The 22688-nt window shown below is 64.7% G+C and carries 18 protein-coding genes and 3 pseudogenes; 19 read left to right on the plus strand and 2 right to left on the minus strand.

Annotated features, from left to right (window positions below; genetic code table 11):
- Nucleotides 1-66 precede the first annotated feature (66 nt).
- The 5 genes from NFH66_RS00910 (at nucleotide 67) to bluB (ending at nucleotide 3779) form a co-directional block, all read left to right on the plus strand.
- Nucleotides 67-834 (plus strand): ABC transporter ATP-binding protein, encoded by a 768-nt coding sequence (locus tag NFH66_RS00910; protein ID WP_349607596.1) that lies wholly within the window; start codon nucleotides 67-69, stop codon nucleotides 832-834.
- A 1-nt stretch (nucleotide 835) separates the two neighbouring features.
- Nucleotides 836-1057, plus strand: coding sequence for a hypothetical protein (locus NFH66_RS00915; protein ID WP_349607598.1), 222 nt, complete (start codon nucleotides 836-838; stop codon nucleotides 1055-1057).
- Nucleotides 1058-1078: 21 nt separating this feature from the next.
- Nucleotides 1079-1690 carry a cob(I)yrinic acid a,c-diamide adenosyltransferase gene (cobO, locus tag NFH66_RS00920; RefSeq protein ID WP_349607600.1) on the plus strand — a complete coding sequence of 204 codons (612 nt, stop codon included), beginning with the start codon at nucleotides 1079-1081 and terminating at the stop codon, nucleotides 1688-1690.
- A gap of 3 nt (nucleotides 1691-1693) precedes the next feature.
- Nucleotides 1694-3157, plus strand: a complete 1464-nt coding sequence (locus tag NFH66_RS00925) for a cobyric acid synthase (RefSeq protein ID WP_349607602.1) — start codon at nucleotides 1694-1696, stop codon at nucleotides 3155-3157.
- Nucleotides 3158-3227: 70 nt separating this feature from the next.
- Nucleotides 3228-3779 (plus strand): 5,6-dimethylbenzimidazole synthase, encoded by a 552-nt coding sequence (gene bluB / locus NFH66_RS00930; RefSeq protein WP_349607604.1) that lies wholly within the window; start codon nucleotides 3228-3230, stop codon nucleotides 3777-3779.
- On the opposite strand, the pseudogene NFH66_RS00935 reads toward bluB, so the two are convergent.
- Nucleotides 3776-4399 (minus strand): annotated as a pseudogene (locus NFH66_RS00935) (transposase); the annotation flags it as partial. The gene bluB and the pseudogene NFH66_RS00935 sit on opposite strands and share 4 nt — an antisense overlap.
- Nucleotides 4400-4488: 89 nt before the next feature.
- Between NFH66_RS00935 and NFH66_RS00940 the strand changes: the two are divergent.
- From NFH66_RS00940 to NFH66_RS00955, 4 genes are all read left to right on the plus strand, one after another.
- Nucleotides 4489-5580 (plus strand): IS5 family transposase, encoded by a 1092-nt coding sequence (locus NFH66_RS00940; RefSeq protein ID WP_349607606.1) that lies wholly within the window; start codon nucleotides 4489-4491, stop codon nucleotides 5578-5580.
- A 277-nt stretch (nucleotides 5581-5857) separates the two neighbouring features.
- Nucleotides 5858-7576: an NADH-ubiquinone oxidoreductase-F iron-sulfur binding region domain-containing protein gene (locus NFH66_RS00945; protein ID WP_349607608.1), complete on the plus strand. Its 1719-nt coding sequence runs from the start codon at nucleotides 5858-5860 to the stop codon at nucleotides 7574-7576.
- An 11-nt stretch (nucleotides 7577-7587) separates the two neighbouring features.
- The gene (gene fdhF / locus NFH66_RS00950) at nucleotides 7588-10467 is read left to right on the plus strand and encodes a formate dehydrogenase subunit alpha (RefSeq protein WP_349607610.1); all 2880 of its coding nucleotides are present in this window, start codon (nucleotides 7588-7590) and stop codon (nucleotides 10465-10467) included.
- Nucleotides 10468-10471: 4 nt separating this feature from the next.
- Complete coding sequence (locus NFH66_RS00955; RefSeq protein ID WP_349607612.1) at nucleotides 10472-10732, plus strand: hypothetical protein; 261 nt, start codon at nucleotides 10472-10474, stop codon at nucleotides 10730-10732.
- 55 nt (nucleotides 10733-10787) lie between these two features.
- Here the strand turns inward: NFH66_RS00955 and gbca are convergent, their stop codons facing one another.
- Entirely contained in the window at nucleotides 10788-12074 is a 1287-nt protein-coding gene (gbca, locus tag NFH66_RS00960; protein WP_349607614.1) for a glycine betaine monooxygenase oxygenase subunit, read from the minus strand.
- 327 nt (nucleotides 12075-12401) lie between these two features.
- Between gbca and NFH66_RS00965 the strand changes: the two genes are divergently transcribed.
- The 10 genes and pseudogenes from NFH66_RS00965 to NFH66_RS01010 all read left to right on the plus strand — a co-directional run bounded on the left by NFH66_RS00965 (nucleotide 12402) and on the right by NFH66_RS01010 (nucleotide 22658).
- Nucleotides 12402-13633 (plus strand): IS3 family transposase gene (locus tag NFH66_RS00965; protein WP_502878658.1). Its coding sequence is split into 2 segments (ribosomal slippage): nucleotides 12402-12669 and nucleotides 12669-13633, totalling 1233 coding nucleotides; the frame shifts between segments, so codons are not numbered across the junction.
- A 72-nt stretch (nucleotides 13634-13705) separates the two neighbouring features.
- Nucleotides 13706-14602 (plus strand): annotated as a pseudogene (gene gbcB / locus NFH66_RS00970) (glycine betaine monooxygenase reductase subunit); the annotation flags it as partial.
- A 78-nt stretch (nucleotides 14603-14680) separates the two neighbouring features.
- Complete coding sequence (istA, locus tag NFH66_RS00975; RefSeq protein WP_349607616.1) at nucleotides 14681-15988, plus strand: IS21 family transposase; 1308 nt, start codon at nucleotides 14681-14683, stop codon at nucleotides 15986-15988.
- On the plus strand, nucleotides 15988-16785 hold the full coding sequence (istB, locus tag NFH66_RS00980; protein WP_349607618.1) for an IS21-like element helper ATPase IstB: 798 nt from the start codon (nucleotides 15988-15990) through the stop codon (nucleotides 16783-16785). Before istA ends, istB begins: the two co-directional genes overlap by 1 nt.
- A 55-nt stretch (nucleotides 16786-16840) precedes the next feature.
- Nucleotides 16841-17053: pseudogene (locus NFH66_RS00985) on the plus strand (2Fe-2S iron-sulfur cluster-binding protein); the annotation flags it as partial.
- A gap of 349 nt (nucleotides 17054-17402) precedes the next feature.
- The gene (locus tag NFH66_RS00990) at nucleotides 17403-18290 is read left to right on the plus strand and encodes a DMT family transporter (RefSeq protein ID WP_349607620.1); all 888 of its coding nucleotides are present in this window, start codon (nucleotides 17403-17405) and stop codon (nucleotides 18288-18290) included.
- Between the two features lie 102 nt (nucleotides 18291-18392).
- The gene (locus NFH66_RS00995) at nucleotides 18393-18620 is read left to right on the plus strand and encodes a helix-turn-helix domain-containing protein (RefSeq protein WP_349607622.1); all 228 of its coding nucleotides are present in this window, start codon (nucleotides 18393-18395) and stop codon (nucleotides 18618-18620) included.
- A gap of 233 nt (nucleotides 18621-18853) precedes the next feature.
- Entirely contained in the window at nucleotides 18854-20062 is a 1209-nt protein-coding gene (locus NFH66_RS01000; protein ID WP_349607624.1) for a M24 family metallopeptidase, read from the plus strand.
- Between the two features lie 65 nt (nucleotides 20063-20127).
- The gene (locus NFH66_RS01005) at nucleotides 20128-20886 is read left to right on the plus strand and encodes a creatininase (RefSeq protein WP_349607626.1); all 759 of its coding nucleotides are present in this window, start codon (nucleotides 20128-20130) and stop codon (nucleotides 20884-20886) included.
- 83 nt (nucleotides 20887-20969) lie between these two features.
- Nucleotides 20970-22658 carry a BCCT family transporter gene (locus NFH66_RS01010; RefSeq protein WP_349607628.1) on the plus strand — a complete coding sequence of 563 codons (1689 nt, stop codon included), beginning with the start codon at nucleotides 20970-20972 and terminating at the stop codon, nucleotides 22656-22658.
- Nucleotides 22659-22688 lie beyond the last annotated feature (30 nt).

Below are 22688 nucleotides of genomic sequence, written 5' to 3' on the forward strand. Positions count from 1 at the left end.
CCCGAAACAGTTGCCCGTCGGCGCTCCGCGCCTCTTGCCATGCTGCCAGTGCCGTGGGAGCCGCCGATGAGCCGACTCGAGGCGCGTGAGCTGGTGATCGAGGTGCCGGGTCGCCGCGACGGTCGGGCGCTGAACCTGGAGCTGGAGCCCGGGCAGGTGTGGGGCGTGCTGGGTCCCAACGGGGCCGGCAAGACCACCCTGCTGCATACCCTGACCGGGCTGCGCGTGCCGCGTCGCGGTGAGGTGCGCCTCGATGGGCGGCCGCTGGGCACGCTGCGTCGTCGCGAGGTGGCGAGACGCCTGGGTCTAGTGTTCCAGGAGCGCCATGATGGCTTCCCCGCCACGGTGCGCGAGACGGCGCTGATCGGCCGCCACCCCTGGCTCTCGCCATGGCAGATGGAGGGCGGCGAGGACCTGCGGCTGGCCGAGGCGGCGCTGGAGCGCCTGGATGTCGCCCACCTCGCCGAGCGGCTGGTGAACACGCTCTCCGGCGGCGAGCGCCAGCGCCTGGCCATCGCCACGCTGCTCACCCAGGCGCCGGCGATCTGGCTCGCCGACGAGCCCACCAACCATCTCGACCTGCACCACCAGACCGCGGTGATGGCGCTGCTCGCCGAGCAGGCCCGGGCCGGCAGTGCCGTGATGCTGTGCCTGCACGACCTCAACCTGGCCGCGCGCTGGTGCGACCAGGTGCTACTGCTCTATCCCGACGGCGAGGCGTGCTGGGGGCCGCGCGACACCATGCTGGTGCCGGATGCCCTGGAGCGCCTCTACGGCCAGCGCCTGGCCACCGCCGAGGTCGACGGTGCCCCCGTCTTCGTTCCCGTGAGGTGACATGCACGCTACCCCGATTCGCGGCGAGACCCCCGCCGCCAGACTGGCTGCCAACGCGTCGCTGCTGGACTCGCTTCGTGTCCACCCCGCCGCCGGCCAGCCGGTGCTGGCAGAGCCGGCTGGCCGCGACGGTGCGTGCGTGGCCTGCCACTTTCCCGGCCACTTCCCCGCGGCCCCCGCCCTGGTGGCCGCGCTCTTCCACGGTCGGACGCCGTGGCCCTGATAGCCTTCCTGGAGAAGCGACATGCGTGACAACGCCAAGACCCCCGAACGCCATGCCCAGCGCATGGCTGCCAAGCAGAAGATCATGCAGGAGCGGATCGCCCGCGCCGATCGCGAGCAGGGCGTGCTGCTGGTACTCACCGGCCCCGGCAAGGGCAAGAGCAGTTCCGGCTTCGGCATGCTGGCGCGCGCCCTTGGCCACGGCATGAAAGTGGGCGTCGTGCAGTTCATCAAGGGCAAGTTCGCCACCGGCGAGGAGGCCTTCTTCCGCCAGCAGCCGAACGTCGATTACCACGTGATGGGCGAGGGTTATACCTGGGACACCCAGGATCGCGACAAGGACGTTGCCAGCGCCGAAGCCGCCTGGGCCGTAGCGCGCCGCATGCTGGCCGACGAGAGCCTTGATCTGGTACTGCTCGATGAGCTCAATATCGCCCTTCGCTACGACTACCTGGACCTGGACAGCGTGCTCGACGACCTGCAGGCGCGTCCGGCGATGCAGCACGTGGTGGTGACCGGGCGCTATGCGCCGCGCGAGCTGATCGAGCTGGCCGATACCGTCACCGAGATGAAGGTGGTCAAGCACGCCTTCAAGGAGCAGGGGATCAAGGCGCAGAAGGGCGTGGAGCTCTAGGCCGTGGCGACGCTGATGGTGCAGGGCACCACCTCGGATGCCGGCAAGAGCACGGTGGTGGCGGCGCTGTGCCGCGCGCTGCACCGCCGTGGCGTGGCGGTGGCGCCGTTCAAGCCGCAGAACATGGCGCTCAACAGCGCGGTGACGGTGGATGGTGGCGAGATCGGCCGCTCCACGGCGCTGCAGGCGCTGGCGGCGGGTGTCGAGCCCCACAGCGACATGAACCCGATACTGCTCAAGCCGGAGAGCGACCGCGGCGCCCAGGTGATCCTGCGCGGGCAGGTGCACGGCCACATGGACGCGCTGGACTACCACGCCTACAAGCGCGAGGCGCGCGCCAGCGTGCTGGCCGCCTGGGAGGCGCTGTCGCGCCGTTACGATGTGATCATCGCCGAGGGGGCGGGCAGCCCGGCGGAGATCAACCTGCGCGAGAATGATATCGCCAATATGGGCTTCGCCGAGATGGTCGATTGTCCGGTGCTGCTGGTGGGCGACATCGACCGCGGCGGGGTCTTCGCCCAACTGGTCGGCACCCTGGCTCTGCTCAGCGACAGCGAGCGCTCGCGTACGCAGGGCTTCATCATCAACCGCTTCCGCGGCGACCTGGCCCTGCTCGAGCCGGGGCTCGAGTGGCTCGCCGCCCATACCGGCAAGCCGGTGCTCGGCACGCTGCCCTACCTGCATGGCCTGCTGCTCGACGCCGAGGACAGCATCGGCCGCGAGGGGCGAGAGGAGGGCGAGCCGGCACTGCGCGTCGTGGTACCGGCGCTGCCGCGCATCAGCAACCATAACGACCTCGATCCGCTGCGCCTGCATCCGCGCGTGGCGCTCACCTTCGTCGGCCCCAACCAGCCCATCCCGCCGGCCGACCTGATCGTCCTGCCGGGCAGCAAGAGCACCCGCGCCGACCTCGCCTGGTTGCGCAGCCAGGGCTGGGAGGCCGCCATTCGGCGCCACCTGCGCTACGGCGGTCGGGTGCTGGGCATCTGTGGCGGCTTCCAGATGCTCGGTACCACGGTTGACGACCCTGACGGCCTGGAGGGGCCGGCCGGCAGCACGCCGGGGCTGGGGCTGCTCGATCTCGAGACCCGCATGGTCGCGGGCAAGCAGCTGCGAAATGTCAGCGGCCGGCTGCTGCCGGAGGCAGTGCCCATCACCGGGTACGAGATCCACAACGGCGTGAGTGAGGGGGCGGCGCTGGCGCGCCCACTGGTCGCGCTCGACGGCGCTAACGGAGAGCGCCTGGATGGCGCCGTCAGCGACGATGGCCTGGTCATGGGCACCTACCTGCACGGCCTGTTCGATCGCCCCGAGGCTTGCACGGCGCTGCTGGCGCGCTGCGGCCTGGTCGGCGAGGCGAGTGCCGTGAACTATGCCGACCACCGGCAGAGGGAGCTCGACCGCCTGGCCGACACCCTCGAGGCGCACCTGGACACCAACCTATTGTGGCGGCTGGTCGGGAGCTGAGCCTTCTCACTCTGACTGGCGCGGCGACGTTTCACCCAAGGCTCCCAACCGGGAATCACGAGGTCCTACAATGAACAACACTGCTCAGCCGGGAATGCAGCAGAACCCCGATTTCAGTGTCGACGAGCGCGAGGCCGTCTACCGGGCGATCTTCACGCGCCGCGACGTGCGCGGTGAATTCCTTCCCGACCCGGTGCCCGACGAGGTCCTGGCACGGGTGCTGACGGCGGCCCATCACGCCCCGTCGGTGGGCTTCATGCAGCCCTGGGACTTCCTGGTGATCCGCTCTCCAGCGGTAAAGGCCCGGGTGCAGGCGCTCTACCGCCAGGCGAACGAGGAGGCGGCACAGATGTTCGAGGGCGAGAAGCAGTCGACCTATCGTCGCCTCAAGCTGGAGGGTATCGTCGAGGCGCCGGTCAACCTGTGCATCACCTGCGACCGCAAGCGTAACGGGCCGGTGGTGGTGGGACGCACCCATATCAAGACGATGGATATCTTCAGTGTCGTGTGTGCCGTGCAGAACCTGTGGTTGGCCGCGCGCGCAGAAGGGCTCGGCGTTGGCTGGGTCAGCATCTTCCACCCGGTAGTTGTCAAGGAATATGTCGCCTCTGAGGTCATTTAGGCTACCTGTTTTTCCGGTTCGACAACGGTGACCTGAAGCTCCCGCTCGGGGTTGAGCGACACGGTACCGATGGGCGTCCAGTTGCGCGTCTTACCGCTCCAACGGGCGGGGTTGGCCTCCCGGGCCGCCTGATTGATGGCATGGCGCTTGGCCAGCACCTCGGTATCCTCCCCAGCATGTCGTTGTGCCGGTGTCACCAGGCGGATCCCGCTGTGGCGATGCTCGTGGTTGTACCACTGCACGAAGCCGGCCACCCACTGGCGGGCGTCGTCGACGGTAGCGAACCCATCAACGGGGTAGCAAGGGCGGTACTTGCAGGTGCGAAACAGCGCCTCCGAGTAGGGGTTTTCATTGGAGACCCGCGGCCGACTGAACGATGGCGTGATGCCCAGCTCATGCAGCTTCTCCAGCAGCGTCGCGCCCTTGAAGGGGCTGCCGTTGTCCGCATGCAGCACCAACGGCCGATCGATGATCTGCTCGGCCAGCACCGCCCGCTCCAGCACGCTGCGAGAGTGATGGGCTGACTCGGCCAGGAACACCTCCCAGCCGGTGATCTTGCGGCTGAAGATGTCGATCATCATCACCAGGTAGTAGTACTGCCCCTTGATCGGGCCGCCTAGCAGCCTGTTGAAATTCGCCTACGGCCTGTCTGACTTTGCCGTGTAAGGTTTACGATATCGGCTCCAATCTGCCGGGAACCCCGATTTCCATGCGTGGCGCCGATATCACTCAGGAATCCTTGTTCACTGTCGCCAAGCTCGATGACTTCGTGCCAGCGACTCACCCCCTGCGCGCCATCCGCAAGCTGGCAGACACCGCTCAGCAGCGGATGAGCGCCCTGTTTGACACCTTGTATGCCGACACCGGTCGCGCCTCGATCGCCCCCGAGAAGCTGATGCGGGCGCAGTTGCTGCAGTTGTTCTACTCGCTGCGCAGCGAGCGGATGCTCATGGAGCAACTGGGCTACAACCTGCTGTTCCGCTGGTTCGTCGGCTTGGCCATCGATGATCCGGTGTGGGATCACTCGGTCTTCTCGAAGAACCGTGACCGTCTCAATGCCCAGGCCGTGGCCACCGAATTTCTGAGCGAGGTGGTGCGCCTGGCAGAGAAGCAGGGGCTGATCTCGGATGAGTACTTCTCGGTCGACGGCACATTGCTGCAAGCCTGGGCCTCTCAGAAGAGTTTCCGGCCCAAGGACGACTCTCCAGACGATCAAGGCCCCGGACCACGCAATGCCCCGCCGGACTTCAAGGGGCACAAGCGCAGCAACGACACCCACGCCTCGACCAGCGATCCGGATGCCCGGCTGTACCGAAAGAGCCACAACACCGGCGCGCAGCTGAGTTACATGGGGCATGTGCTGATGGAACACCGCAGTGGCCTGGTGCGCAGTGCTCATGTGACTCTGGCCGGTGGCCGTGGCGAACGCGAAGCCGCGCTGGCGATGCTGAGCAAGCTGGGTGGTCGCCGTCGCCGCACCTTGGCTGCGGACAAGGCCTACGACACGGCAGACTTCGTGGCCGCCTGTCGTGCCCTCGGCGTGACACCGCATGTGGCGCAGAACACCAATGGTCGGCGCAGCGCCATCGATGGCCGTACCACGCGCCACGCCGGCTATGGTCTGAGCCTGAAGATTCGCGCCTGGATCGAAACCCACTTCGGCTGGCTCAAGGCGGCGGCAGGCCTGCGCCAGGTGAAGCAACGCGGACTTGAGCGTGTCGACGCGCTGTTCCAGCTGGCCATGGCGGCAAGCAACCTGGTGCGCCTGCCGAAGCTGCTGGCTACAGGCTCAATGGCATGAGCGCGTTGACGGGGAAGGTGCGCCTGGAGCACGCCAAATCGGGCTATTTCCATCGATTGGCGCCCTAAACGGGAAGTAAACGAGCGCGACCGCTGCTGCCAGAAGCAGTGGACGTAATCATCGCGGCGAATTTCAACAGGCTGTTAAGGCCCCTCTTAGCCGATTGCGACATCGGCATGCCAGTGGCGGTACCGGTAGCGCCCCCCGACGTTGTCAGCCTCGGAGGGTGGTGCCAACATGCGATCAGCAGGCCGATGAAGAACTCAATGGGTGACCCATGACCGTCCAGACCGTGACCCCCAAGCGCCGCTTTCGCGGCAAGCCCCGAGGCCGTGAGCTCGACCCCGCCACGCTCGACTCGCTGCGGCGCCTGTTGGGTGACGAGCGCGAGGAACCCGAGCGCCGCCGGCGCGACTTGCTGATCGAGCATCTGCATGTCATCCAGGACGCCCGCGGGCACCTTTCGCTGGGCGACCTGCGCGCGCTGGCCGCCTACATGAACCTGCCCATGGCGGCGGTCTACGAGACTGCCACCTTCTATGCCCACTTCGACGTGGTCCACGACGACCAGGCCCCGCCGCCGGCGATCACCGTGCGCGTCTGCGACTCGCTGTCCTGCCAGTTGGCCGGCGCCGCCAGCCTCCAGGGCGCCCTCGAGGCCGGCGCCGACCCGTCGCGGGTCCGTGTGCTGCGAGCGCCCTGCATGGGCCGCTGCGACATGGCCCCGGTGGTCGAGGTGGGCCATCGCCATGTCAGCCGTGCCACCCAGGAGGCGGTGGAGGCGGTGGTGGATACCGGCCACTTCCACCCCGAGGCGATTCTCTGGCAGAAGCTCGAGGCCTACCGGGAAGCCGGCGGCTATCGCCTGCTGGCCGACTGCCGGGCCGGCAAGGTGAGCGTGGAGCGCCTGATGCAGACCCTGGAGGCCGCCAACCTGCGCGGCCTGGGCGGCGCCGGCTTCCCGACCTTCAAGAAGTGGGAGGTCGTGCGCGCCGAGGCGGGGCCGCGCTACTGCGCGATCAATGCCGACGAGGGCGAGCCCGGTACCTTCAAGGACCGCCACTACCTGGAGCGCGAGCCCCATCGCTTCCTGGAGGGCGCCCTGGTCAGCGCCTGGGCCGTGGAGGCCTGCGCGCTCTATATCTACCTGCGCGACGAGTATCCCGGCCTGCACCGGGTGCTCCACGAGGCGATCGCCGAACTGGAGGCCACCGGCCTGGTCGCGCCGGGCTATATCGTGATGCGGCGTGGCGCCGGGGCCTACATCTGTGGCGAGGAGTCGGCGATGATCGAATCGCTGGAGGGCAAGCCGGGCAAGCCCCGCCATCGCCCGCCCTTCGTTGCCCAGCGCGGGCTCTTCGACCGCCCGACCCTGGTCAACAACGTCGAGACCGTCACCTGGATCTCGACGATCTGGGCCCGTGGCGCGGCCTGGTTCGCCGACCAGGGGCGTCATGGGCGCAAGGGGCTGCGCAGCTTCTCGGTCTCCGGTCGCGTCAATCGGCCCGGCGTCCACCTGGCCCCGGCGGGCATCACCCTGAGCGAGCTGATCGAGGAGTACTGCGGCGGCATGGCCGACGGCCACCGCCTGGCGGCCTACCTGCCCGGCGGCGCCTCCGGCGGTATCCTGCCGGCCTCCAAGGCGGATATTCCCCTCGACTTCGATACGCTGCAGGCCGAGGGCTGTTTCATCGGCTCGGCGGCCATCATCGTGCTCTCCGACCAGGACGACCTGCGCGCCGTCGCCACCAACCTGCTGGCCTTCTTCGCCGACGAGTCCTGCGGCCAGTGCACGCCCTGCCGGGTGGGCACCGAGAAGATGCTGACCCTGCTCGAGGGTGACACCTGGCAGGCCGCAGACCTCGAGCGACTCTCGCGGGTGATGATGGACGCCTCCATCTGCGGCCTCGGCCAGGCCGCACCGAACCCGGTGCTGGGGCTGCTTCGAGACTTCCGCGACGAGCTCGCCGCACAGAACGTGATCGTGAAAGGGTAGGGAGAGACACCATGACGACCCACGCAGGCGTTAACGACGACTTTACCCTGACCCTGGATGGCGTGGACGTCAGCGCCCGGCCCGGGGAAACCCTCTGGCAGGTGGCCAAGCGGGCCGGCGAGACCATCCCGCACCTCTGCTTCAAGGACGCCCCCGGCTACCGGGCCGACGGCAATTGCCGGGCCTGCATGGTGGAGATCGAGGGCGAGCGCACCCTGGCCGCCAGCTGCCTGCGCGAGGCGCGTCCCGGCATGGTGGTCAAGAGCGCCTCCTCGGAGCGGGCCCGCACCGCCCGGGAGGGCGTGCTGGAGCTGCTGGTCGCCGACCAGCCGGACCGCGAGGCCGGCCCCGACCGCTCGAGCCACTTCTGGGACATGGCCGAGGCGCTTGCCATCGACGCCGACGCCGTGCGCCAGTGGCTGCCGCGGCGCGCGGAGCGCGAGGCGCCTACCGTCCATCATGTCCCCGAGCGGGCCGGCTCGCCGGTGCATGATCGCTCCCACTCGGCGATGGCCGTCAACCTCGACGCCTGCATCGAGTGCAACCTCTGCGTGCGGGCCTGCCGCGAGGTCCAGGTCAACGACGTCATCGGCCTGGCGCACCGTGGGGCGGCGTCGAAGATCGTCTTCGATTTCGACGACCCCATGGGCGACAGCACCTGTGTGGCCTGCGGCGAGTGTGTCCAGGCCTGTCCCACCGGGGCACTGATGCCGGCGACCCTGGTTGATGCGCAGGGTCGCGGCGACTCCGCCGTCGCCGACCGGCAGGTAGACTCCGTCTGCCCCTACTGCGGCGTGGGCTGCCAGCTCACCTATCACGTGAAGGATGACCGCATCCTCTTCGTCGAGGGCAAGGACGGTCCGGCCAATCAGGGGCGGCTATGCGTCAAGGGGCGCTTCGGGTTCGACTACCCCAACCATGCGGCGCGCCTGACCGTCCCGTTGATTCGCCGCGAGGGTGTCGCCAAGGGGCTCGACCCGGAATTCGATCCGGCCCAGCCGCTGACCCATTTTCGCGAGGCGAGCTGGGACGAGGCGCTGGACCTGGCCGCCCAGGGGCTCATCGACCTCAAGGCCGCTCATGGGCCCCAGGCGCTGGCCGGCTTTGGCAGCGCCAAGTGCTCCAATGAGGAGGCCTGGCTGTTCCAGAAGCTGGTGCGCACCGGCTTCGGCTCCAACAACGTCGACCACTGCACCCGGTTGTGTCACGCCAGCTCGGTGGCGGCGCTGATGGAGTGCATCGGCTCCGGCGCCGTGACCGCCTCGTTCATGCAGGCGGCCAACGCCGAGGTGGTGATCCTCACCGGCTGCAACCCGGCGGTGAACCATCCGGTGGCGGCGACCTTCTTCAAGCAGGCCGCCAAGCGCGGTACCAAGTTCCTGATTCTCGACCCGCGTGGCCAGGCGCTGGATGCCTATGCGCATCTCAGTGTGCGCTTCACGCCGGGGGCTGACGTCTCGCTGTTCAACGCGTTGCTCAACGTCATCATCAGTGAGGGCCTCTACGACGAGGCTTATATCGCCGAGCATACCGAAGGCTTCGCGGCGCTCAAGGCGCACGTCGCCGGGATGACCCCGGAGGCGATGGCCCCGGCCTGCGGCGTTGAGCCGGCCACCATCCGCGAGGTGGCCCGCCTCTATGCCACTGCCGAGCGGGCGATGATCTTCTGGGGCATGGGGATCTCCCAGCACACCCATGGCACCGACAACGCTCGCTGTCTGATCTCGCTGGCGCTGGCCTGTGGCCACACCGGCCGCCCCGGTACCGGCCTGCATCCGCTGCGCGGCCAGAACAACGTACAGGGCGCCTCCGACGCCGGCCTGATCCCCATGGTGCTGCCGGACTACCAGCCGGTGGGCGATAGCCAGCTGCGTGCCGCTTTCGAGGAGTTGTGGAACACGCCGCTCGACGACCAGCCGGGCCTGACCGTGGTGGAAATCGTGCACGCCATCCACGATGGCATCATCCGCGGCATGTATATCCAGGGCGAGAATCCGGCGATGTCCGACCCCGACCTGGAGCATGCCCGGGCGGCCCTGGGCAAGCTCGAGCACCTGGTGGTGCAGGACCTCTTCGTCACCGAGACGGCGCAGTTCGCCGACGTCATACTGCCGGCTTCCGCCTGGTCGGAGAAGGAGGGTAGCGTCACCAATACCAACCGCCAGGTGCAGCTGGGCCGCCAGGCCGTACCGCTGCCGGGCCAGGCCCGGCCCGACTGGTGGATCATCCAGGAGATCGCCCGGCGCTTCGGCCTGGCCTGGGACTATGGCCATCCCCGGGAGGTGTTCGCCGAGATGGCCCGCGGCATGCCCTCGCTCGATCACATCACCTGGGAGCGTCTCGAGCACGAACACTCGGTGACCTACCCTTGCCCATCGGACGACGCCCCGGGGGCGGACATCGTATTCAGCGAGTCCTTCCCCACCGCCAGCGGCCGGGCAACGTTCTCACCGACCCTGCCGCTACCGCCGGACGAGCCGGTCGACGCGGAGTATCCCACCGTGTTGACTACCGGTCGCCAGCTCGAGCACTGGCACACCGGCTCCATGACCCGCCGCACCCGCGTGCTCGACGCTCTCGAGCCGGGCGCGGTGGCGAGCCTCGCCCCCTCGGAGCTGCGTCGGCTGGGCGTGGCCCCTGGTGATCCAATCACCATCACCACGCGGCGCGGCAGCATCACCCTGGCGGCACGCGTCGACCCGGCGATGCAGGAAGGCATGGTCTTCGTGCCCTTCTGCTATGCCGAAGCGGCCGCCAATGTACTGACCAACCCGGCGCTGGACCCCTTCGGCAAGATCCCCGAGTTCAAGTATGCGGCGGCCCGGCTGTCACGAGCGGAGCCTGTCGACTCATCAGCGGCCGTCGATGGCGCTGAATCAGAGGGAGGGTAGAAAGATGATGATTGCGGATCTATTTGATAGTGAAGACTTCCGTCAGCGGCTGGTGGCGCTGGGAGTACGGATTCCTGACAACGCCTGTCCCGAGACCTGCGCGCGCATGGCGCGGCTGATGCACGAGCAGGTCGGCGTCGAGGGGCTGGCGGCGCTGGTGGCCGAGCTCGAAGGCCGGCGCGAGGTGATGCTGCCTTCCGTGCGCAACGCCCTGGAGCAGTTCCTTTGCCCCGTGGTCGATACCGGTGGCAGCGGGCGTCAGTGATTGCAGGTGAGGCGCGCAAAAGCACCCCTCGTCGCCACGGCGACGAGGGGGCTGTTCAGCCCTGCACCATCTGCAACGGCGGGGCGTTCTCCTTGAGGTTCTCCTGCAGCCGCTCGCTGTACCAGTCGATGAAGTCGATCACGCCGAACTCATAGGTCCCGGAGTAGGGGCCGGGCTCATAGGCTTTGGAGTTGATGCCGCGCTGGTTCTCCTCGGCGAGACGGCGATCCTGGTTATTGGTGGCATCCCACACCTTGCGCATCTGCTCGGGGTCGTAGTCCACGCCCTCCACGGCGTCCTTGTGCACCAGCCATTTGGTGGTGACCACGCTCTGCTGCGGGCCGAGCGGCATGACGCGAAACACCACGGCATGATCGCCCATGAAGTGGTTCCACGAGTTAGGCAGGTGCAGGATGCGTAGCGACCCCATGTCGGGACTCTCGAGACGCCCCATCAGCTTCTGGCAGGCGGCCTTGCCGTCTAGTGTCATGGACACGGTACCCTCACGCAGCGGGGTCCGCGTCAGACGATTCTGCTTGCCGAAGCGCTTGAGCTGCCAGGGCACCCGCTGGACCTCCCAATCGGCCTGCTTGTTGGCGACGAGGGCCTTGTAAGCCGGTGTGGCGCGCGGATCGTCGGTATCGTCGAACTCCTGCAGAGCGTTGAGCAACTCCGGGTGGGCGCCGTTGCAGTGGTAGCACTCGCGGTTGTTCTCGATGACCAGCTTCCAGTTGGCCTGCTCGACGATGGAGGACTCCACGGCCACCTTGACGTTGGCCATGTCGTAGGGCTCCAGGTAGTGCTCCAGGGTGGCCAGGAAGTCATCGATGGCAGGGGGAGCATCGGAGAGGCTGATGAAGATATAGCCGCCGGCGCTCTTCACCTGGATCGGCTTAAGGCCGTAGGCGGCGAGGTCGAAGTTCTCGCCCATGTCGCTGCCGGCAAACAGCAGACGGCCGTCGAGCTCATAGGTCCACTGATGGTAGGGGCAGACCAGCTTGGCGACCTTGCCCTTCTCGTGCAGGCACAGCCGTGAGCCGCGGTGGCGGCACACGTTATGGAAGCCGTGCACGGCGCCGTCGTTGCCGCGCACCAGGATCACCGGGTTGTCGCCCACGTCCAGGGTCATGTAGTTGCCCTTGGCGGGGATCTCGCAGGTCATGCCGGCGAACAGCCACTCCTTCTCGAAGATCTCCTGCATGTCCACTGCGAAGACCCGGGCGTCGTTGTAGAACGGCTGTGGCAGCGAGAAGTTGGGCCGTCGCTGGCGCAAGCTCTCGGCCACTTCGTGGCGCGCGGCGGCCAGTGGGTCGTCATGTGGAGCAGGGCAGAAGTTGGTCATGTCGGGGGTTCCTTATTGTTGGGTCGGTATGGTGCCGGCGGGAGCCAGACTATGGACGCATGCGGAGTGTGCGCCAGGCCGAATGGATGTCCATACCTGCGAGCGACACGCAATGGTGCCAATACGACGCCGCCGGAGAAGGGGATACAGGCCCTTGGCTCCAATGGATATCCTGATGTCGCAGATAGAACAGTCGGGCCTGCGGAAGAAGACGCAGAATGCCCATAGGCGGCGCTGGTAGCGATCGCCGACGCGCTATCTATAGTGGACCCTGAAAACAAGACACTGGTTTAAGATATGCCGAGGCCGATTTCGAAGGGACCAGAGATGTCGAAGCAGAAACGTAACACCCACTCGCCGGAGCTGAAGGCCAAGGTCGCCTTGGAGGCGGTCCGTGGCTTGAAGACGGCCAACGAAATCGCGCAGGAATTCGGGGTCCACCCTGTCCAGGTCGGCCAGTGGAAGAAGGCGCTGCTGGCTGACTCGGCCACCTTGTTCGACAAGAAGCGGGGTCCCAAGCCCAAGCCTGAATATCAGACCGACGAGAAGCTCTACGGGGAGATCGGCCGCCTGAAGATGGAGCTCGACTGGCTGAAAAAAAAGTCCGGGATCAACCTGCCATGATCCGCCGCAGCTGGATCGATGCGACCGACCAGGTGCCCCTGGCTCGACAGTGCGCGTTGGCAGACGTCGCCAGATCAACGGTTTATGCTCAGCGACAGCCGAAGGTGCCAGCGGATCTGAATATCGAGCTATGCCACGCGCTCGATGAGATCTACACGCGCTGGCCGTTCTATGGCAGCCGTCGGATGGTGGTGGAGCTGGGGCGGCGTGGCTTTCGGGTCAACCGCAAGCGTGTTCAGCGTCTAATGCGCCACATGGGGCTGGCAGGCATGGCGCCAGGCCCTATGACCAGCCAATCGCACCCAGACCACAAGGTCTATCCGTACCTGCTACGCGGCGTATCGGTCACACGCCCGAATCAGGTGTGGAGCACCGATGTCACATACATTCGGCTGGCACATGGCTTCGTGTATCTGGTGGCGATCATCGACTGGTACAGCCGCAAGGTGTTGAGCTGGCGGCTGAGCAATACCATGGACGCCGGCTTCTGCGTCGATGCTCTGGAAAGCGCTCTGCGGCTGCATGGCGCGCCGGAGATCTTCAACAGCGACCAGGGCTCTCAATTCACGAGCCAGGCCTTCACGGGAGTGCTCAAGGACGCGGGCGTCACCATCAGCATGGACGGCCGTGGCCGGGCGTTCGACAACATCTTCGTCGAGCGGCTATGGCGGACGGTCAAGTATGAAGACGTGTACCTGAAGGGCTATGCGAGCCTCGGCGAGCTGACCCTCGGTCTATCCGACTACTTCGCGTTCTACAACGTCCAGCGCCCTCACCAGTCGCTGGAGAACCAGACCCCGGACGACGTTTATCAGTCGGGCCTCGGGGGCGGCGCTTCCATTCCTGACCACTTCGGTCGTCAGAAGGATGCCGCACAGAACCAAAACACAGGGCAGCGCTGTGCAGCTGCAACCATGGCTGAGACGATAACTTAAACCCGTTCGTTTTCTGTCTTGACGATGGGGTCCACTTTAATCAGCCTTGCTCAACCCCCTGGCGAGACGACGATGACAATGAACTTCCTCAATCCGGTGACGACCCAGACCTGGACCAACGGCCGCCATCTGGTGCGCTGCGTCAAGGTGATTCAGGAGACCTGGGATGTGTGTACCTTCTGTTTCATGGCCGAACAGCCGGTGCTCTTCTTCTTCAAGCCGGGACAGTTCGTGACTCTGGAGCTGGAGATAGACGGTGAGCCGATCATGCGCTCCTACACGATCTCGAGCTCCCCTTCGGTGCCCTACAGCTTCTCGATCACTGTCAAGCGGGTGCCGGGCGGCAAGGTATCCAACTGGCTACACGACAACCTTTCCGTCGGTGACGAACTGGCGGTGCATGGCCCGGTGGGTAACTTCAACTCGATCGACTACCCGGCCGATAAAGTGCTGTTCCTTTCCGGGGGCGTGGGTATCACGCCGCTGATGTCGATGACTCGCTGGTTCTTCGACACCAATGCCAACGTCGACGTCGAGTTTATCCACAGTGCGCGCGCTCCCCGCGATGTCATCTACCATCGTGAGCTGGTGCACATGTTCTGCCGGATTCCCGAGTTCAAGCTGCATATCGTCTGCGAGAAGAAGGACGATGTGGGTGAGGCCTGGGCCGGCTATCGCGGGTATCTGACCCAGCCGATGCTGGAGCTCATGGCCCCTGACTTCCTCGAGCGCGAGATCTTCTGCTGCGGCCCCACGCCCTACATGAACGCGGTCAAGCGCATCCTGCGTGATAACGGCTTCGACATGAACCACTACCACGAGGAGTCTTTCGGCGCCACGCCGCTGGATGTGCGCGAGGAAGTGCTGGAGCTGGTCGAGCAAGCCGAGGCAGAAGCCGAGGAGCTCGACTATGCCGATATGCTCAGCGTCGAGTTCGCCAGTTCGGGCAAGAGCGTGCGTATCCAGCCTGTCAGGCGACACGTAAAACTGACCCCCAGGCGACACGGAAAATTGACCCCTCCGTGAGCTCATCAGGAGGGTCCGCCCATGAAGAAATCCGGATATAACGTTCCCCACACTCAGGTACGAGGGGAACCGATGCAGAGCCCAGAGGATGTCGCCGCCATGCTGCGCCTGAAGGCCTGTGGCTGGGGCACCAAGCGCATCGCCGACGAGCTCGGCATCAGCAGGAACACCGTCAAACGCTACCTGCGCCAGGGCGGCTGGGCACCCTACGCGAGCCCGCAGCGCAGCAAGTCGCTGGAAGGGCTGGAGGAATGGCTGAAGGCGCGCTTCCTGCAGCATGCCGGCAACGCCGCCGTGGTCCTGCAGGACCTGCAGCTAGAGCACGGCATCACGGTCAGCCTGCGCACGGTGGAACGCGCCTGCGCGCCGTTCCGCCAGGCACTGGCCGCCGAAGCCAAGGCCACGGTGAGGTTCGAGACGCCGCCCGGGAAGCAGCTGCAGATCGACTTTGGCAGCCGCCACATCACCATCAATGGGGAGTCGGTCAAGGTCTTCCTGTTTGTCGCCACCCTGGGCTACTCCCGCCGCCTCTACGTCCGTGCCTTCCGGCACGAGCGGCAGTCGGCGTGGTTCGCCGGCCTGGAGGGCGCCTTCCGCCACTTTGGCGGGGTGCCAGAGCAGGTGCTGCTGGATAACGCCCGGGCGCTGGTCGACCACCACAACGCGGCGACCCGCGAGGTCGTGTTCAACGAGCGGCTGGCAGCCTTTGCCCGTTACTGGGGGTTCCGGCCGGTGGCCTGTGCGCCGTACCGCGCCCGTACCAAGGGCAAGGACGAGCGAGGCGTTGGCTACGTGAAGCGTAATGCTATCGCCGGCCGGACCTTCGCCGCCTGGGCGGCGATGGAGACCCACCTGAGCTGGTGGATGCGCGAGATCGCCGACCAGCGGGTCCACGGCACCACCGGAGAGCTGCCGGCGGTGCGCTTCATCGCCGAACAGGCCAGCCTGCAGCCGCTCAAAGACAGGGCGCCCTTCGAGCAGGCCCGTGAACTGAGCCGCCGGGTACAGCGCGACGCCACCGTGGAGGTCGACACCAACCGCTACAGCGTGCCCTGGCGCCTGATCGGCGAACCCGTTCAGGTCAGCGTGACCGACGGCGAACTGCGGGTACATCACGCTGGCCGCGAGGTAGCCCGCCACCCGGAGCTGGGCGGGCGCCGCCAGGTGCGCTGCCTGTCGGAGCACCTGCAAGGCATCGTCGGCTACCGATCACCCAAGGCGGACACCGAGGAGGTCGTGGCGCCCAGCGAGATCGTGGCCACCTTGCCGCCGGCTGCGCTGCAGCGCGACCTGACCGAGTACGAAGCCGTGGTGGGAGGTGGCTGGTGATGACGACGCCGGAGACTGAGCGCCTGGACGCCATGCTGACGCGTCTCAAGCTGACCGCCATCCGCGAGCGGCTCGACACGCTGCTCGACGAAGCCGCACGCCGGGAACTGACCCTGCGCGAGACGCTGGCCTACCTGTGCGAGCAGGAGGTGGCCCACAAGGAGCAGCGGCGCATCCAGATGGGGCTGAGCATCGCCCGCTTCCCGTTCCTGCGCACTCTGGAAGGGTTCGATTTCAGCGCTCAGCCTGCCGTCGATCCCGGTCAGATCCGTGAGCTGGCCTGCGGACGCTGGATCGCCAACGGCGACGCCCTGCTGCTGCTCGGCCCGCCGGGCGTGGGCAAGAGCCACCTCGCCGTGGCACTGGGCCGGGAAGCGGTCAAGGCCGGCTACTCGGTGCTGTTCACCACCGCCACGGCACTGATCACCCAACTGGTCCAGGCCTATGCCAATGGCGCCCTGGAGGAGCGGCTGAGGCACTTCGCCAAGCCCAAGCTATTGATCATCGACGAGCTGGGCTACCTGCCGCTGGAACCCGGGGCGGCCAACCTGTTCTTCCAGTTGGTCACCCGGCGCTATGAACGCGGCAGTCTGCTGGTCACCAGCAACCGGGCGGTCAGCGAGTGGGGTGAGGTGTTCGGTGACGCCGTGGTCGCCACAGCGATCCTCGACCGGCTGCTTCATCACAGTCACGTCATCACCATCCGCGGTGACAGTTACCGACTGCGCGCCAAGCGCAAGGCCGGGCTGATCAAGCCCGATTCCATCCACCATGACGAGCAGGTCGTCAGAGGGTAAGGGGGTCAGATTTCACTGTCGCCAGGGGGTCACTTTCTGATGTCGCTTGACACAGCCGGGCGAGACGGTGCATGCCGCGGCGGCCAAGCTGGGGCTCCACATTCCCAAGGCGTGCGGTATGGGTATCTGCGGCACGTGCCGGGTTGGGCTCAAGTCGGGCGAAGTGGACATGGACCACAATGGCGGCATTACAGAGGAGGATCTTGCCGACGGCTATATCCTGTCTTGCTGTAGCAAGCCATTGGGCGATGTCGTGGTGGAGTACTGAGGCTTGTCTGGCCGGCCACCCGGGCCTCGTGCCCTGGTGGCCATTGCCGCGTCACCGAGGCCGCGTTCCACCACCCGCCGGGCCCTTCCGACAGGATCGCGTCGTCAGAGGCTTGGCCGCTGGCGGTCGGCTTCCTCCTCCAGCACCACTTTTTCCTGATCTCCTGCACCGCCTTCAGTTCCCGAAGGAGGTGGTTGCGAAACCTGCGTGCGTTTAGCGCGACCCAAGAATAAAACGGCCGGTGTTCCCGGGTTGCCTGGATTAGTTCGTGAGCTGCATGTGGAATGTCAAATAATGCATCTTCCAATACGCCAAATACTGGAGAGCTATCCAATAGCTTTGTCATGAGATGAATAATATCAATAGTCATGGTTACGGACTGCTTCTTTCGGCTGTCGGCGTGATTGTTCTGAGTCTGGACAGTCTGTTGGTGCGCCTGGTTGATGGCAGCGGCTGGGACGTCATCTTTTGGCGTGGAGCCCTTATGGGGTTATCGTTCGGCCTGTTGTGTTGTTATGGTAAACGACTAGAAACGCTGCGTGGAAAACTCGGTGTCTCACTGGTTTCTGGCATATTGCTGGGGTTGATATCCATTTTCTTCGTGCTTGCTGTCGTTCATACCAAGGTGGCGAACGTTGTTGTGATCCTCAGTGCGGCGCCTCTATTCTCTGCTATTTTCACGCGGTGCTTCCTGAAGGAGTCCGTGCCATTGCGCACATGGATCGTCATCATGTTTGCCATGCTCGGAATCGTGTGGGTATTTTATGGTTCACTGGAGGCGTGGGATGTGGCCGGAAATATCTACGCGCTTGCCTCGGCGGCATGCGTAGGGGGAAACCTGACCTTGCTCAGGCATCATCCGAAGCTGGATCGAATACCCCTCATTGCCCTAGGGGGAGGGCTATCGGCGCTGGTCGCTTTTCCAATGGCATCACCACTGGCGCTGGATCTGAAAAGCTATGGTGTTTTGGCAATGATGGGGCTCGTGCAAATGCCATTGGCCACAGTGCTGATCAATAATGCAACACGTTATCTGCCGTCGGCAGAAGTGGCGCTTTTCTATCTGCTGGAAGCCCTGCTAGGAACGCTTTGGGGGTGGTGGTTACTGAAGGAGTCCCCCCCGAGCGCTACGCTCTTCGGTGGTGGCGTTATTATCATAACGTTGTTGATCAACTCTTTTCTGGGGATGAATCGCTCGGTTGGAGTAGGCAGCCCTAGCCAAGTTAGAGCGGGATAGTCAATTGGCGAGGCCTCCCCAGTTGGCATTTTGCTGGCGAGGCCTTCTGTCTGGGCCACCTTGATAATGACTCCCTTGGATTCTGTACACCCTACGTGACAAATGCCAGGTGTGCTCGGGGCGTCGAGGCGCCACCTCGACACCACTCCGCGGAGCTGGTACCTCGGCCAGTGTCTGGAGCGTGCCCGGCACCTACTGATCGAGACCGACATGGAGGTACTCGCCATTGGTCTGGCCAGTGGCTTCTCCTCCGCATCCAGCTTTTCGCGGGCCTTCAGCGAGCGCTATGGCCACTCCCCGCGGGAGGCACGCCGGCAGGGCTCTCAATAGCAGTTCCTTGAAGCCTTTTCTTTTGTCAACCATCTGAATATAAAGCGTATTTCGCTCGCCAATGGGGGCATTTGCACTAGTCATTGGTGCAACGGAAGGTGTTTGGCCATAGTCATTCGTACCAGCAGTAACCCGTACAACATGGCAAGCGAGGGGCGTCCCGATACCGGCATCTGAGGCCGGAAACGCCTGGCTGGTATGACGATTCCGTTGACACGAGAGGAGATAACAACATGCAACTGCCGTCACTTATCGAGATTCCCAACGGCGAGAAAGTGGTACCGACGTTCTCCGATAACGAGATGAAGGGGCGCCTCGCTCGCCTGCGCGACTACATGGCGAAGAACGAGGTCGACGCTGTTGTGTTGACCTCCTATCACAACATCAACTACTTCAGTGACTTCGTCTACTGCAAGTTCGGCCGCGACTACGGCCTGGTGGTGACCCAGGACAGCTTCACCACCGTGACCGCCAACATCGACGGCGGTCAGCCTTATCGCCGCAATCGTCTGGGCGACAACATCGTCTACACCGACTGGCAGAAGGACAACTTCTTCAAGGCCGTCAAGCAGCTCTGCGAAGGCAAGCGTCGCGTTGGCGTCGAGTACGACCACATGACGCTGCAGAACAAGCAGAAGCTCCTCGATGCGCTGGGTGATGTCGAGCTGGTCGACGCCGGCGTGCCCACCATGCAGATGCGCATGGTCAAGTCCGACGAGGAGATCGCGCTGATTCGCCAGGGCGCTCGCATCGCCGACGTGGGCGGCGTTGCCGTGCGGGATGCCATCTACGCCGGCGTGCCGGAGTACGAGGTGTCGCTGGCCGGTCAGGCCGCCATGGTGCGCGAGATCGCCAAGACCTACCCCAACAGCGAGCTGATGGATACCTGGGTGTGGTTCCAGTCCGGTATCAACACCGACGGTGCCCACAACCCGGTGACCAGCCGCCGCGTGCAGCCCGGCGATATCCTCAGCCTGAACACCTTCCCGATGATCTCCGGCTACTACACCGCCCTGGAGCGCACCATGTTCCTCGGCCATGCCTCCGACGAGCACCTGCGTCTGTGGGAGGTGAACTGCGAGGTGCACCGCCGCGGTCAGGAGCTGATCAAGCCCGGCGTGCGTTGCTGTGACATCGCCCATGAGCTCAACGAGATCTTCGCCAAGCACGACCTGCTCAAGTACCGCACCTTCGGTTACGGCCACTCCTTCGGCACCCTGAGCCACTACTACGGCCGCGAGGCGGGCCTGGAGCTGCGTGAGGACATCGAGACAGTGATCGAGCCCAACATGGTGGTCTCCATGGAGCCGATGATCACCGTGCCGGAGGGCCTGCCGGGTGCCGGTGGCTACCGCGAGCACGATATCCTGGTGGTCAACGAGCATGGAGCCGACAATATCACCGGTTTCCCGTATGGCCCGGAGCACAATATCATCAAGTAATGTTTTAACGACAAAGGGGGAGCTCTGCTCCCCCTTCTTGACGATAGCGTGCGGGGAGAAATGAGATGAGCAGTGTCAAGATAGAGAACCTTGACTGGGTAACCTACAAGTCGCTGACGGAAAGTGGTCAGTGCAGAATCATCCTCCCGGTGGGGGCCATCGAGCAGCATGGGCCTCATATGTCGCTTAATCCCGATGTGCTGATTCCCAGCCATATTGGCGAGAAGGTGGCGGAAAGAAGCAAAAATATGCTGGTAGCGCCCGCCATCAGCTATGGATATAAGTCACAGGTAAAATCCGGGGGAGGCAACTTCTTTCCCGGCACAACCTGCGTGTCGGGCGCCTCGCTTGAGAACTATGTATTCGATGTGTTGCAGGCCTATGTCAACCATGGCAATCGCGAATTCATCCTGATCAATGGCCACTTCGAGAACTCCATGCACCTCTGTGAGGCCGCCGACAGGCTGGTCAACAAGTGCAAGGGCGAAGGCATTTCGATCAAGATCTATCTGCTCTCCTACTGGGACTTCATCAGCGAGGAGACCATCGAGAAGGTGTTCCCCGACGGCTTCACAGGCTGGGCCGTTGAGCATGGCGGTGTGCTGGAGACGTCGATCATGCTCAAGCTTCACCCTGAGCTCGTCGACATGTCGAAGGCTGTCGACGTGGAGCCGGCTACCTTCCCTCCCTACGATGTCTTTCCCCCCGACCCTTCCTGGGTAGCACCGTCCGGGACCCTGTCTTCTCCGCTCAATTCGACACCGGAGAAGGGAGAAATGATCCTCGAGGAGTGTATATCGGGAATCGTGTCGCACTTGAACTGATTCACTGTCATGGGCTCCGAATCACCCTCGGGGCCCTGAGATGTCAGGGATGATGCCAAGTACAATAATAGCGAGGTATCAAGATGTCAGATAAAGAACCGGTCACGGTCCCACGGTTCACGGGACGAGACCTCCCCCCCTTCGGGCGACTGGTCATCCAGTTTGCCCCGCCCATCGCCATCATTGCCCTGATCGTGATGGTGCTTCGCAATCCCGATGGCGTCGCCTCGGTCATCTTCGACCTGAGGACCTACGTCACGGGTGGTTTCACCTGGCTGTTCATCCTCTACTCACTGTTCGCCGTAGCGGTCTGCGGCTGGCTGGCGTTCAGCAAGGTGGGAAGCCGCGTCCGTCTGGGGGGGCCCAAGGCGAAGCCCGAATACAGCAACTTCGCCTGGTACTCGATGCTCTTCGCCTGTGGCCAGGGCATCGGCCTGATCTTCTGGTCGGTGGCCGAGCCGATCATGCTGCGTGACGAGAGCCCGGTCTTCCAGGCGATGGAAGGCAACGTGGCCGGCGGTGGCATCGTCTGGGCCTATTTCCACTGGGGCTTTACCGCCTGGGCCATGTACTGCGTCGTCGCGGTGTGTCTCGCCTACTCCCACCACAACCTGGGCAAGACCCTGACCTTCCGCGAGGCGACGGTGGACCTGCTGCCGCGCTGGGCGCGTGGTGGTGCCGGCGTGGTGGTGGAACTACTGGCGATCATGGCCACCATCCTGGGGCTCTCCACCTCCTTCGCCTTTGCCGCCATGCAGTTCACCGCGGGTCTCACCTCATTCACCGGCGTGACCTCTGGGCCGACCATCTGGCTGTTCGTCATCGTGGGCCTGGGTACCGCCGCGGCGATCTCGGCGTTCTTCGGCATCAGCAAGGGGATGCGCCTGATCAGCGAGACGAACTCCATCCTCAGCGTCGTGCTGGTGGTGGCCGCCTTCATCTTCGGCCCGACGCTGTTTATCATCTCCAACGTCACCCAGACCTTCGGCTCCTACTTCGCCAACTTCGTGCCCATGAGCTTCTGGACCGATGCGCCGAGCACGGCAGAGCCGCTGACCTCCTGGCAGCAGAGCTGGAACGGCTGGTGGACGGTGTTCATCTGGTGCTGGGTGATCGCCTTCTCGCCCTTCGTGGCCGGCTTTATCGCCCGCATCTCCCGAGGACGCACGCTGCGTGAATTCGTCATCGGCGTCACCGTGATCCCTTCCCTGATCGTCATGCTGTGGATCGGCGTTCTCGGCTCCGCGGCCATCTACTACGACGACAAGAGCGGGCGGGGCATCACCGATGCGGTGAATGCGGATGTCGCCAGCGGTCTCTTCGCGATGCTGGAATCCATCCCGGTGGTGGGCAGCCTGCTGCTGGTGGTGGCGACGGTGCTGGTGGCGACCTACTACGTGACATCCCTGGATGCCGGCACCTACGCCCTGGCGGACTTCGTTTCCGCACCGAAGCGTGCAGGCGCCTGGTTCCGCGTGGTCCTGGTGCTCAGCATCGGCGCGGTGGCGACGGTACTGCTCACCCTGGGGGGCAGCGGGGTGGTCGATACGGTTCAGACCGGAACCATCATCGGCGCCTTCCCCTTCTCCATCGTGATTATCCTGATGATCGTGAACACCATACGTCGCCTGCGCAGTCGCGACAGGGCGACCAGGGAGCTGGAGATGGTGGTCAACGACCCCGACCCCAATGTGGAACTCAAGGTCAGCGAGGAGGGGGATGTCCGAACGGTATCCGCCGGCAAAATGAAACCTGGGGCGTCGAGATCCTGACACCCGACTACCCATCACGCCTTTGAATAA

It is taken from the genome of Halomonas sp. H10-9-1 (assembly GCF_040147005.1).
Lineage (GTDB): Bacteria > Pseudomonadota > Gammaproteobacteria > Pseudomonadales > Halomonadaceae > Halomonas.